Genomic DNA, 12,933 nt, shown 5'->3' on the forward strand with positions numbered 1-12,933 from the left:
CCTTCCGAGGGCAGGCGTGCCGGATGGCGCTCCGAGAATGCAGCGGAACGCGCGGGAGCGCTCCCACGCATTATGTCATCCACATCCGGAAATGCGTCCGTACTATCGCATATTGGGCGTCATCCACTTATGTGTGCGACGTAACCGCTGGTCAGACGTGGTTCACCGGAGAGAAATTGTACTGGCGAGTAATTGAATATCGCGCCATTTTCGGATGTTACGGTCACTGTCAATCCTGTTTGCGGATGGCTGTCAATTTTGGATCGCTCCGTTCCGGACGGGCCTGAATCGACCGGCCCTCAACCGGAAATGGCCTCCCGGGCCAGCCGGCCCAGGAGGACGTCGAGGTTCTGCACTCGGCCCTTCATCGGGGTCGTGCCGTCCCACCATCCGATCGCGGCGATCTCGGCGTTGGGCGCGAACCCGTCATGCGGCGCCGTGACGCGGAGGGCGTAGACGGCCGCGTACTCCGCGCGCCGCTCGGGCCCCAGCACGAACCGCGCGTACCCGGCGAACGCGAGGTCCCCGGCCCGCAGCCCGGACTCCTCGCGCAGTTCCCGTACGGCCGCCTGATGGGGCGTCTCGCCGGGATCGATCAGGCCGCCCGGCAGCTCCCAGCACTGCCGGTAGCGGTTGAAGACGACAAGCAGCCGATCCAGGTGCGCGTGCCGATGCCAGACCGCGACCAGCGCGAGCGGCGTCGGGGCGTCGGAGAACATCGCCCGCTCCGCCACCCGGTGGAAGGCGGTCAGCTCGTTGCCCGCCTCGTCCCTCGCCATCGCGCCGCTCACGCCCGCTCCTCACGTCCGGGAGACGTCCTTCAGGTCCCTAAGGGCATCCGGCCATCTTCCCCTTCGCCTGCGCGGTCTGCTCCGGAGTGAGCTTCACCCGGTCGGGCCGCGCCCAGACGAGCACCCGCCCGGGGGCCCACGGCACCGCGCTCTCCACGAACCAGTTTCCCGGCACCTGCGTGGGGCGCTCCGATCTCTCGCCGACCCTGAACTCCTCGATCGAGCCGTTGCGCCCGGCCAGCACTGCCCGCACCTCGTCCACGGTCATGCCGCGGTACGGGTGCAGCAACTCGCCGGTGGAGTCGACGTCACCGGCCGACGCGTATCGCTCGCCGGGCCGGGCCGGACGGGCGAGCCAGATCTGCGCGCTGCTCATGCCAGGGTGTCGGACGCTGCGTACGTGTCCGACACCCTGGCCAAGTGTTTCGCCCCGCCTCACCCGGAGAAGGCGGCCAGTCCGATCGTCCGCAGCATGGCCGAGTCGCCCTTGGTGGTCGAGCCCACCGAGACGCCTTCAACGACAAGAGCGACATAACGCCCCAGTATCACCAGCCCTAAGGACCGGCGGATCGCCTGTACGGGCGATCCCGCGACCGCGATGAACGTTTCATGAAACCTTGTCGCCCTTCCGTTAACCGGTTAATTTGTTTGGCTATCTGACGAACTAATCGGCGTCGAGCAAAGGATCGCACCAATGAGTCAACCCCACGGCGGCCCCCTGACCAGCCGCCGCGGATTCCTCGGGCTGGTCGGCGCGGGCACGCTCGCCGCCGCGGGCCTCACCGGCTGCGCGGCCAAGAAGGAAGTGTCCAAGGGCACCGCCGTCGCCGCCGACAAGCTCAAGGGCCTCGTGCCCACCCGCGTGCCGTTCCAGGTGCCGGGCCTGTCGCCCGACCTTCCGGGCTCCGAATTCGTCGAACCCGGCTTCCTGACCAGGCCGGGCACGATGGTCCAGGCCGTCACCACCAAGCCGATCACCAGCGGCGCGGAGGTGAAGGTGATGACCCCGCTGTGGGGCACCGTCCCCCCCGGCCTCGGCGAGAACTCCTACTTCGACGCCGTCAACGAGCGGCTCGGCGGACCCGTCCGGTTCAACATCTCCGACGGCAACACCTACGTCGACAAGCTGAACACGATGCTCGCCAGCGGCGACGTCCCCGAGATGCTCCAGATCCCGGGCTGGAACGTCATCGCCATCGCCCACTTCACCGAGGCGGCCAACAAGCTCTTCGCCGACCTGTCGCCCTATCTCGCGGGCGACAAGGCCAAGGAGTTCCCGCTGCTGGCCAACTACGACACCGCCGCCTGGACGTACGGCGTGTTCGGCGGCGTGCTCCAGGGCATCCCGTGGCAGAACGCCCCCTATCCGTTCGCCACGATCGTCCGTAAGGACATCCTCGACGAGTTCGGCCTGGCCCCTCCGAAGAGCGCCGACGACCTGCTCGCGCTGGGCAGGGAGCTGACCGATCCGAAGAAGAAGCGCTGGGCCTTCGGCGGCATGGACCAGGAGCTCCAGCGGGCGTTCGGCGCCCCGCGCGAGTGGCGCAAGCAGCCCGACGGCACTCTGATCTACAAGTACGAGACGCCGGAATGGCTGCAGTCCATCGAGTTCAACAGGAAGCTGTTCGACGCCGGATACGTCCACCCTGACGTCGTGGCCAACCAGTTCGCCGACCACAAGGAGCCCTTCGGGGCCGGGCAGCTCGTCATGTACAAGGACGGGATCGGCACGATCCACGAGCTGCTCGGCCGCTACCTGCCCAGCACCCCGAAGATCGACGTGCGGGCGGTGGACCCCTACCCGGCCCACCCGGGCGGCAAGGTCATCGTGTGGCGCAACGAGCCCGCCGGCATGTTCTGCTTCATCAGGAAGGGCCTCGGCGACGCCCGCACCCGCGAGCTGATCGGCATCGCCAACTGGTGCTCCGCGCCGTACGGCACGCAGGAGTACGACCTGATCAGCAACGGCGTCGAGGGCAGGCACTTCACGCTGAAGGACGGGCAGGTCCAGCAGACCGCGCTCGGCCGCAAGGAGGTCGCCCCGACGTACATGTTCCTGTCCGGACGGCCCGGCGCGATCACCGAGAACCAGTATCCCGGCTACGTCGAGGCGTACCACGGCTGGGAGGCCACCGCCTCGAAGTATCTGGAGAACGACCCGTTCGTCGGCATCCGGGTCGAGGTGCCGTCCAAGATGGCCGCTCTGGTCAAGCCGACCGAGGACAAGATGAACGAGATCTTCCGCGGCAAGCGGCCGATCTCGGAGTGGGCCCAGGTCGTCAAGGACTGGCAGGAGCAGGGCGGCAACGAGGCCCGCGAGTTCTACATGAAGGTCGCCAGGGAGAACGGGCGGCTGTGAGCGCCGACGCCGACACGAGGAGCGTGCCGGAGGTCCGGCCGGGGGCGACCCCGGCCGGACCGGCCGCCGGCGCGCGGAAGGACACCTTCGCCGCGCGGCTGCGCCGCGACTGGCCGCTGCTGGTCATGGCCGCGCCGATGCTGGTGCTGGTCACCGCCTTCTGGTGGGTTCCCGCGCTGGGAAACGTCATCGCCTTCCAGGACTACAACCCGTTCAGCGGCGGCATCCTGGGCAGCCCGGTCATCGGTTTCACCAACTTCGCCCAGCTGTTCGGCGACCCGCAGTTCATCCGGGCGGTGGTGAACACGCTGGGCATCACCGCGTTCCAGCTCGTCTTCTACTTCCCGGTGCCGATCGCGCTGGCGCTGCTGCTCAACAGCCTGGTCTCCGGGCGGCTGCGGGCCTTCATCCAGGGCGTGGTCTACCTGCCCCACTTCTTCTCGTGGGTGCTGGTTGTCGCCATCTTCCAGCAGATGTTCGGCGGCGCCGGGCTCATCGCGCAGATCCTGCGCGACCACGGGCACGCGGGCATCGACTGGATGACGAACTCGGACACGTTCATCCTGCTGGTCACGGCGGAGACGGTCTGGAAGGACGCCGGCTGGGGCACGATCGTGTTCCTCGCCGCGCTCAGCACCATCGACCAGAGTCTGTACGAGGCCGCCGCGGTCGACGGGGCCCGGCAGTGGCGCCGGATGTGGCACGTCACGCTGCCCGGGCTGCGGCCCGTCATCGTGCTGCTGCTGATCCTGCGGCTCGGCGACGCGCTCAACGTCGGCTTCGAGCAGTTCATGCTGCAGCGCGGCGCGGTCGGCAGCAAGGTGTCGGAGGTCTTCGACACCTTCGTCTACTGGTCCGGCCTGCGCACCGGCGACTTCGGCTACGGCGCGGCGGCCGGCCTGTTCAAGGGCGTCGTCGGCCTCGCGCTGATCCTGGTGGCCAACCGGGTGGCGCACGCCCTGGGCGAACGGGGGGTGTATTCGCGATCATGAGTCGTCGCAAGGTGTCCGGTCTGGCCCCCTGGGAGGAGCCGGGATCGGTCACGGGCCGGATCGGCAAGGGCGGCGCGCTCGCGCTCATCGTGCTCGCCGTGCTGCTGCCGCTCTACACGATCGTGCTGACCAGCCTGTCGTCGGCCGAGACGGTCAACCGGGTCGGCGGCCTGGTGCTGGTGCCGGACGGCATCACGTTCGACGCGTACCTCCAGATCTTCTCCGACAGCGTGGTCAGCCGCGCCGTGCTGGTCAGCACCGGCGTCACCGTCGCGGGCACCGCGGTCAGCCTCGGCGTGAGCGTCCTCGGGGCGTACGCGCTGTCGCGGCCGGGGACGCTGTTCCACCGGCCGATCCTGTTCTCCGTCCTGCTGATGTTCGTGTTCTTCCCGGGCCTCATCCCGACCTACCTGATGGTCGCCTCGCTCGGGCTGAAGGACACGTACTGGTCGCTGATCCTGCCGTCGGCCGTGTCGGCGTTCAACATCGTCGTGCTGCGGGCGTTCTTCATGAACATCCCGCACGAGCTGCTCGACAGCGCCCGCATCGACGGCGCCGGGGAGTTCCGCATCCTGTGGCGGATCGTGCTTCCGCTGTCGAAAGCGGTCACGGCGGTCATCGGGCTGTTCTACGCCGTGGGCTACTGGAACGCGTGGTTCAACGCCATGCTGTTCATCGACGACACCCGCAAGTGGCCCCTCGCCCTGGTCCTGCGGTCGTACGTCGTCGATTCCAATCCCCTGCCGACGGCCACGGTGGGCGTGAACGGCTTCGGCCACGTCGCGCCCCCCACGCTGGCCGTCAAAATGGCCATCGTCGCCATCGCCGTGCTGCCGGCCCTGGTCGTCTATCCGTTCGTGCAACGCCATTTCACCAAGGGCGTCATCATCGGCGCCATCAAGGGCTGACGCGCTTTCCGCACGCCCGTCCCCAGGACCGACGCCCCGCCGCGCCTCCCACCGGCGGGGCGTCGTCATGCCGCCGCGGTTGCCGAGAAAGCACGGCCTCCCGGAAACCGGGGTTTACCAAAGAACCGCGGCGCGAATGGCGGCTTGACAATTTCCGCCGGGGCGTGCGACTCTGATGGTGGGATAGAGATTGACAAATACTGTAGTAAGTGGACAGGCGTTTGTCTGTTGATTTATGCTGCCCTTCCGCGCTCGGTCTCGATGTCCCATTCCCTGCTATCAGGTGTGGTGCCGCCGGGCGCGTGTAGTCAGTCCGCGAGCCCTCGGAAGGACATCTGTTGGCAGCCTCGCGCAACGCCTCCGCCGTACCCGCCGGCCCCCGTACCGTGTCGTTCGCACGTATCGAGGAGCCGCTCGAAGTCCCCGACCTTCTCGCCCTGCAGACCGAGTCCTTCGACTGGCTGGTGGGCAACCAACGATGGAAGGACCGGGTCGAGGCGGCTCGCCAGGCCGGGCGCAAGGACATCCCACCCCAATCCGGCCTCGAAGAGATCTTCGAGGAGATCAGTCCGATCGAGGACTTCTCCGGAACCATGTCCCTGTCGTTCCGCGAGCACAGGTTCGAGCCGCCCAAGCATTCGGTCGACGAGTGCAAAGACAAGGACATGACCTACTCCGCCCCGCTGTTCGTCACGGCGGAGTTCATCAACAACACCACAGGTGAGATCAAGAGCCAGACGGTGTTCATGGGCGACTTCCCGCTCATGACGCCGAAGGGTAGCTTCATCGTCAACGGCACCGAGCGTGTCGTGGTCTCCCAGCTCGTGCGGTCGCCGGGCGTCTACTTCGACCGGTCGGCCGACAAGACCTCCGACAAGGACCTGTTCGGCTGCCGGGTGATCCCCTCGCGTGGCGCGTGGCTCGAGTTCGAGATCGACAAGCGCGACAGCGTCGGCGTCCGCGTCGACCGCAAGCGCAAGCAGCCGGTCACGGTGCTGCTGAAGGCGCTGGGCTGGACCAGCGACCAGATCCTCGAGCGTTTCGGCCAGTACGAGTCGATGCGGGCGACGCTGGAGAAGGACCACACCTCCGGCCAGGACGACGCGTTGCTGGACATCTACCGCAAGCTGCGTCCGGGTGAGCCGCCGACCAAGGAGTCGGCGCAGGCGCTGCTGGAGAACCTGTACTTCAATCCGAAGCGTTACGACCTGGCGAAGGTCGGCCGCTACAAGATCAACAAGAAGCTGGGCGTGCAGTCCGACATCACCCAGGGCACGCTCACGGAGGACGACATCGTCGCCACCATCGAATACCTCGTCCGGCTGCACGCCGGCCAGGCGACGATGCCGGGCGTGAGCGGTGACGTCATCGTCGAGACCGACGACATCGACCACTTCGGCAACCGGCGGGTGCGCACGGTGGGCGAGCTGATCCAGAACCAGGTCCGCCTGGGCCTGGCCCGCATGGAGCGCGTCGTCCGCGAGCGCATGACCACGCAGGACGTGGACGCGATCACGCCGCAGTCGCTGATCAACATCCGCCCGGTCGTGGCGTCGATCAAGGAGTTCTTCGGCACCTCGCAGCTGTCGCAGTTCATGGACCAGATCAACCCGCTGGCCGGGCTGACGAACAAGCGCCGCCTGAACGCGCTGGGGCCCGGTGGTCTGTCGCGTGAGCGTGCGGGCTTCGAGGTCCGCGACGTGCACCCGTCCCACTACGGCCGGATGTGCCCGATCGAGTCGCCGGAGGGCCCGAACATCGGCCTGATCGGCTCACTGGCCTCCTACGCCCGCATCAACCCGTTCGGCTTCGTCGAGACTCCGTACCGCCGCGTCGTCGACGGCAAGGTGACCGACCAGATCGACTACCTGACCGCGGACGAGGAGGACAGGTACGTCAAGGCGCAGGCCACGACGGCGCTGAACGCCGACGGCTCGTTCGCCGAGACGCGCGTCCTGGTGCGCACCAAGGGAGGGGAGACCGAACTGGCCCGTCCCGACGAGGTCGACTACGTCGACGTGTCGGCTCGCCAGATGGTGTCCGTGGCCACCGCCATGATTCCGTTCCTCGAGCACGACGACGCCAACCGCGCGCTCATGGGCTCGAACATGCAGCGGCAGTCGGTGCCCCTGCTCAAGAGCGAGGCCCCGCTGGTCGGCACCGGCATGGAATACCGCGCCGCGGTCGACACGGGCGACGTCATCACGGCCGAGAAGGCCGGTGTGGTGGAGGAGGTCTCGGCCGACTACGTCACCGTGATGAACGACGACGGCACCCGGACGACCTACCGGGTCGCCAAGTTCAGCCGGTCGAACCAGGGCACCTGCTTCAACCAGAAGCCGATCGTGGCCGAGGGCGACCGGGTCGAGCAGGGTCAGGTCGTCGCCGACGGGCCGTGCACCGACAACGGCGAGATGGCGCTCGGCAAGAACCTGCTCGTGGCGTTCATGCCGTGGGAGGGCCACAACTACGAGGACGCGATCATCCTGTCCCAGCGCCTGGTGCAGGACGACGTGCTGTCGTCGATCCACATCGAGGAGCACGAGGTCGACGCCCGCGACACCAAGCTGGGCCCCGAGGAGATCACCCGCGACATCCCGAACGCCTCCGAGGACGCGCTGGCCGACCTCGACGAGCGCGGCATCATCCGCATCGGCGCCGATGTGGAGACCGGTGACATCCTGGTCGGCAAGGTCACGCCCAAGGGTGAGACGGAGCTGACCCCCGAGGAGCGGCTGCTGCGGGCGATCTTCGGGGAGAAGGCGCGCGAGGTCCGCGACACCTCGCTGAAGGTGCCGCACGGCGGGGCCGGCAAGGTCATCGGCGTGCGCGTGTTCAGCCGCGAGGAGGGCGACGAGCTTCCTCCGGGCGTGAACGAGCTGGTCCGCGTCTACGTGGCGCAGAAGCGCAAGATCAGCGAGGGCGACAAGCTGGCCGGCCGCCACGGCAACAAGGGCGTCATCTCCAAGATCCTGCCCGTGGAGGACATGCCGTTCCTGGAGGACGGCACCCCGGTCGACATCATCCTCAACCCGCTGGGTGTGCCCGGCCGGATGAACGTCGGCCAGATTCTCGAGACCCACCTGGGGTGGATCGCCGCCCGGGGGTGGGACGTCAGCGGCGTCGAGGAGGCCTGGGCCGAGCGCCTGCGCGACAAGGGCTTCGCGCGCGTCGAGCCGCGCACGAACGTGGCCACGCCGGTGTTCGACGGTGCCAGCGAGGAGGAGATCGTCGGTCTTCTGGACAGCACCCTCCCCAACCGCGACGGTGAACGGATGATCCGGCACAGCGGCAAGGCGCGGTTGTTCGACGGCCGCACCGGTGAGCCGTTCGAGCAGCCCATCGCCGTCGGCTACATCTACATCCTGAAGCTGCTGCACCTGGTCGACGACAAGATCCACGCTCGCTCGACCGGCCCATACTCGATGATCACCCAGCAGCCGCTGGGCGGTAAGGCGCAGTTCGGCGGCCAGCGCTTCGGCGAGATGGAGGTGTGGGCCCTGGAGGCCTACGGCGCGGCCTACGCGCTGCAGGAGCTGCTGACGATCAAGTCCGACGACGTCCTGGGCCGCGTGAAGGTCTACGAGGCCATCGTCAAGGGCGAGAACATCCCCGAGGCGGGCATTCCCGAGTCCTTCAAGGTCCTCATCAAGGAGATGCAGTCGCTCTGCCTGAACGTCGAGGTTCTCTCCAGCGACGGCATGTCGATCGAGATGAGGGACACCGACGAGGACGTCTTCCGCGCGGCGGAGGAGCTCGGCATCGACCTGTCCCGGCGTCCCCACGAGGGCGCGATGACCGTCGACGAGGTCTGAGCGGACCGGATCCCCGTCACCCGCCCCCTGTTCATGGCGCTGCTCACGGCGCTGCCACGACGCAGGGGGCGGGTGACGGTCGCGGGCGGGCCGTACGGGGTGGTGACGGTGAGGCGGCGGGGGGCGGGAGCGGTGAGGACGGCCTCGACGCGGCCGGGGGACCAGGTCAGGCGCTCGACGACGACCCCGCGCCTGGCGCGCAGGCCGCGGACCTCCCCGGACGGCCAGGGGCAGGCCGGAAGCAGGCCGAGAAGTCCCGTCGTGGGCGCGGGAGACGAAGACCTCCTGCCTGAGGGCTCTGGGCCATTCCTGGGTCACCAGCCCGGTCATGAAGTCGCAGCCCCGCTCGTAGCCCTCCGGCGACGTCACGTGCGTGTACGTCAGGGCCGCGGCGCCGATCAGCGGGCCGATCCGGCGCAGGGCGGCGTAGCCGGGATCCTGCTCGACGGCCATTTCCATCACGCGCTCGGCCGCCCGCGCGAACCGCCCCGCGTACAGCAGCGCGCGCAGCTCCGGCAGGACCCGGGCGGTCTCCGGCGGGTCGATCGGCGGCAGCGTGGGCAGGAACAACCGCTCGTGCGAGAGCGTGACCCGCATCTCGGGTCCCGCGCCGTGGACCAGAGCGCCCTGACGGCCGTTCCCGCTGATCAGCGCGTGCTCCCAGTCGTCCGGGCGGGTGCGCGAGACGAAGCCGTTGACTCCATGATCCACCGGAATTAGTTTGGGCTCCGGCCGAAAGAAGGGCCAGCCTGAAGAAGGGCACGTGCATGCCGCTCTGGTACGGCGGGGACTACAACCCGGAGCAGTGGCCCGAGGTGGTCTGGGCCGAGGACGTCGCGCTCATGCGCCGCGCCGGGGTCACCCTCGTCACCGTCGGCGTCTTCGCCTGGTCACGGCTGGAGCCGTCCGAGGGCCGCCACACCTTCGGCTGGCTCGACCGGGTGCTCGACCTGCTCGCCGACGGCGGGATCCGGGTGGATCTGGCCGTCCCGACCGCCTCTCCCCCGCCGTGGTTCTCCCTGGCGCATCCCGACGCCCTCACCGTCACCCGGGACGGTGTACGGCTCACGCACGGCAGCCGTGACACCTACTGCGTGAGCGCCCCGGCGTACCGCGCGGCGTCGCTGCGGATCACCCGCGCTCTCGGCGAGCGCTATCGCGACCACCCCGCGCTGGCCATGTGGCACGTGCACAACGAGTACGGCACGCCCTGCCACTGCGACCACGCCGCGGCGGCGTTCCGCACCTGGCTGCGGGAGCGATACGGCGGCCTCGACGCCCTCAACGACGCCTGGACGACCGCCTTCTGGGGCCAGCACTACTCGGACTGGGCACAGATCACCCCGCCCCGGGCGACGCAGTATCTCCCGAATCCCGCGCAGGCGCTCGACTTCCGCCGGTTCGTCTCCGACGAGATGCTCGCGCACTTCCGTGAGCAGCGCGACCTGCTACGCGAACTGACCCCCGAGGTGCCCGTCACCACCAACTACGTGCTGGCCGGCTGGGCGTCGATCGACCACTGGAAGTGGTCGCGCGAGGTGGACCTGGTCGCCGTCGATCACTACCCGTCGGGGCGGGGCACCGCAGCGGCCGAGCAGACCGCGTTCGCCGCCGACCTGGCCCGCTCCTGGGCGAACGGACGGCCCTGGCTGCTGATGGAGCAGGCGACGGGATACGTGACGGGCCCCCGCATGACGGCCAAGGAGCCCGGCGAGATCGCCAGGCACAGCCTGCAGCACGTCGCCAGGGGCGCGAAGGGTGTCATGTTCTTCCAGTGGCGCGCCTCCCTCGGCGGCGCCGAGCAGTGGCATCCCGGCATGGTCCCGCACACCGGCCCGGACTCCCGCGTCTTCCGCGAGGTGTGCGCCCTAGGCGAGGCGCTGAAGCGGATCCCCCCTGATGAGCCGGCCGATGAGCCACTCGTCGAGGCGGAGGTCGCGATCCTGTGGGATGAGGAGGCGTGGTGGGCCGTCCAGGCGCCTGGCCTGCCGTCGGCCGAGCTCGACTGTCTCGCGGCCGTCGAACAGGCCCACCGGGTGCTGTGGCGGCAGGGCGTCACGACCTGCTTCGCCCACCCCTCGCACGACCTGTCGGCGTACCGGGCCGTCCTCGTGCCGAGCCTTTACCTGATCTCCGACGAGGCCGCCCGCGGCCTCGGGACGTACGTGCGGGGTGGCGGCACGCTCGTCGTGTCGTTCTTCAGCGGGATCGCCGACGAGCACACCCGGATCAGGCCGGGCGGATACCCGGGGGCGTTGCGGGAGATCCTCGGCGTCCGCGTGGAGGAGTTCCGCCCGCTGGCGGACGCCGTGACGCTCACGGACTTCGGCGTCGCGACCGCCTGGAGCGAGGTCGTCCACCTGGACGGGGCCGAGGCGGTCGCCCGCTACCCCGGCGGCGGGCCCGCCGTCACGCGCCGCCGCCTCGGCGAGGGCACGGCGTGGTACGTCTCGACGCGGCTCGGCGATTCCGGCTACGCGGGTGTCCTCGCCCGCGCCGGCCTGGCCGGCAGCGGTGCACCGGGCGTCGAGATCGTCCGGCGGCGGGACCGGGTCTTCGCTCTCAACCACACCCAGGACGAGCAGCCCGTGCCGGTCCACGGCACCGACCTGATCAGCGGCGAGCCCCTCACCGGCGTCCTGAACCCCGGCCAGTGCGTGGTCGTGCGGGCGACGTGAGAGCGTGCCGTCAGCGGTTGACCGGGATCCGGGGGGCCGGCGTCTCGGCGGCCGACCGGCGGTGACGGGCGGCCTCCGTGACGGCCTGCTGAGTGGTGGCCTCCTGAGTGGTGGCCTGTTGAGTGGGGCTCTGCTCCCCGGGCCGCGTCTGCTCACGCGTCTGCTCCCGCGCGGGGCGGCCCTCGGCCTGCCGGATCTCCTCTTCCAGGTCGTCCGCCGTCGGCGCCTCCAGCAGGCGGGGCACGATCGCCGTCGCCACCCGGGGGACGGCCCAGAAGCTTCCGGTGCGCTCGCCATACCAGACCATCCAGCCGGGTGTCCTGGCCGCCAGTGCCCGCGCCGCGATCCTGCCCGCCGTGATCTCGTCCGCCATGCCGGTCCTCCCGCTCGCCGTACTTCCGGGAACGGGCCCTCTACCCACGCACGGAAGGGCCACGCACCGATGCCGGCGTCAGGAGCGCCGCCACGTGATCGAGCCGATGGAGGTCAGGGATCGGCCGTCCTTCGATCGCTCGGCGGTTCCGGGCGGCGGACTTGGCATGAATGGTAATACGCCCGCCAAGAGCGTGTGGGAAAAGTAAGCATTCTCCGGAGAAAAAGGGGTTACGCCTCGTTTATCTGGCGAGCTGGTATGTTTGAACCAGTCCAGTCTCCACCCCACGAGACCACGACGGCGGCAGCGGATCCCGCCCCCGGCCGGCGCCTCCGGCGATCTCCCGCAGGCCGCAATCGTCTACAGGACAGGGGATCCCCCGTGATCCCGGATCGTTCGGGACATGTCGCCAGAGATCACCACAAAGCCCGATCTCTTTACCTATTTGCCACAATGTGGGGCAAGAGTGGGATTGCCAGACGGACTCGCATACCATCGACCGTCGCGCATTACTGAGACCTGACACTCTGCCGGGTAGCGTCGTTCAAGACAGTACGCCCGAAAAATATGGATGAAGGCGCGTATATGACAACGCAGCAGCTCGAGATTACTGTGAGCGATCACCAGCCGGCCGTCGTGGTCGTGCTGCGGGGTGAACTCGACATCGCCAGCGGGGACATGCTCCGCAAGGCGATCAGGAATCTTGTCCGCCAGGGTCGCACCAAGATCGTGGTGGATGCGTCCGGCCTGCGGTTCTGCGACTCCTGCGGCCTGGAAGCGCTGCTGGACGCCCGGGACGACATCGAGAAGGCCGCCGGTGCGATGCGGCTCACCGGAGTTCACGGCATCTTGAACATCGTCCTTGCGGCGACCCGGCTGCGCGACACGTTCATCATCGACGGTACGCCCGTCGAGGCCGTCGCCGCCATGGTGGTGACGAACTCGCACGATGTGTCCATGGTCTGATCGTTTGACCGGTCCGATCGTTTGACCGCCGGCCCCCGCCCTCTCGCCGAG

9 protein-coding genes and 1 pseudogene are annotated in these 12,933 nt (G+C 68.7%); 6 read left to right on the forward strand and 4 right to left on the reverse strand.

The genetic code is table 11. The features are described 5' to 3' along the window. Positions 1 to 299: 299 nt before the first annotated feature. Both ACQPZZ_RS39155 and ACQPZZ_RS39160 read right to left on the reverse strand, forming a co-directional pair. On the reverse strand, positions 300 to 791 hold the full coding sequence (locus tag ACQPZZ_RS39155; RefSeq protein WP_432927502.1) for an NUDIX hydrolase: 492 nt from the start codon (positions 789 to 791) through the stop codon (positions 300 to 302). A 37-nt stretch (positions 792 to 828) separates the two neighbouring features. Beyond that, positions 829 to 1,167, reverse strand: a complete 339-nt coding sequence (locus ACQPZZ_RS39160; protein ID WP_432927504.1) for a hypothetical protein — start codon at positions 1,165 to 1,167, stop codon at positions 829 to 831. A 318-nt stretch (positions 1,168 to 1,485) separates the two neighbouring features. On the opposite strand from ACQPZZ_RS39160, the gene ACQPZZ_RS39165 reads away from it, so the two are divergent. The 4 genes from ACQPZZ_RS39165 (at position 1,486) to rpoB (ending at position 8,865) form a co-directional block, all read left to right on the forward strand. Next, entirely contained in the window at positions 1,486 to 3,150 is a 1,665-nt protein-coding gene (locus ACQPZZ_RS39165) for an extracellular solute-binding protein (RefSeq protein ID WP_432927506.1), read from the forward strand. Further along, complete coding sequence (locus ACQPZZ_RS39170) at positions 3,147 to 4,142, forward strand: ABC transporter permease (protein ID WP_432927508.1); 996 nt, start codon at positions 3,147 to 3,149, stop codon at positions 4,140 to 4,142. The genes ACQPZZ_RS39165 and ACQPZZ_RS39170 overlap by 4 nt, the downstream gene beginning before the upstream one ends. Next, complete coding sequence (locus ACQPZZ_RS39175) at positions 4,139 to 5,050, forward strand: carbohydrate ABC transporter permease (RefSeq protein ID WP_432927511.1); 912 nt, start codon at positions 4,139 to 4,141, stop codon at positions 5,048 to 5,050. Before ACQPZZ_RS39170 ends, ACQPZZ_RS39175 begins: the two co-directional genes overlap by 4 nt. 338 nt (positions 5,051 to 5,388) lie before the next feature. After that, positions 5,389 to 8,865, forward strand: coding sequence for a DNA-directed RNA polymerase subunit beta (gene rpoB, locus ACQPZZ_RS39180; protein WP_432927513.1), 3,477 nt, complete (start codon positions 5,389 to 5,391; stop codon positions 8,863 to 8,865). A 273-nt stretch (positions 8,866 to 9,138) separates the two neighbouring features. Here the strand turns inward: rpoB and ACQPZZ_RS39185 are convergent. Further along, a pseudogene (locus tag ACQPZZ_RS39185) lies at positions 9,139 to 9,576 on the reverse strand (glycoside hydrolase N-terminal domain-containing protein); the annotation flags it as partial. A 56-nt stretch (positions 9,577 to 9,632) separates the two neighbouring features. Here ACQPZZ_RS39185 and ACQPZZ_RS39190 point away from each other — a divergent pair. Then, a complete protein-coding gene (locus ACQPZZ_RS39190; protein WP_432927515.1) occupies positions 9,633 to 11,543 on the forward strand; it encodes a beta-galactosidase in 1,911 nt (636 codons plus the stop codon). 10 nt (positions 11,544 to 11,553) lie between these two features. Here ACQPZZ_RS39190 and ACQPZZ_RS39195 read toward each other — a convergent pair whose 3' ends face one another. Further along, complete coding sequence (locus ACQPZZ_RS39195) at positions 11,554 to 11,916, reverse strand: hypothetical protein (RefSeq protein ID WP_432927517.1); 363 nt, start codon at positions 11,914 to 11,916, stop codon at positions 11,554 to 11,556. Between the two features lie 567 nt (positions 11,917 to 12,483). Here ACQPZZ_RS39195 and ACQPZZ_RS39200 point away from each other — a divergent pair. After that, the gene (locus ACQPZZ_RS39200; RefSeq protein WP_432927519.1) at positions 12,484 to 12,882 is read left to right on the forward strand and encodes an STAS domain-containing protein; all 399 of its coding nucleotides are present in this window, start codon (positions 12,484 to 12,486) and stop codon (positions 12,880 to 12,882) included. Positions 12,883 to 12,933: the final 51 nt, after the last annotated feature.

The sequence above is a fragment of the Microbispora sp. CA-135349 genome (assembly GCF_050947365.1).
Lineage (GTDB): Bacteria > Actinomycetota > Actinomycetes > Streptosporangiales > Streptosporangiaceae > Microbispora.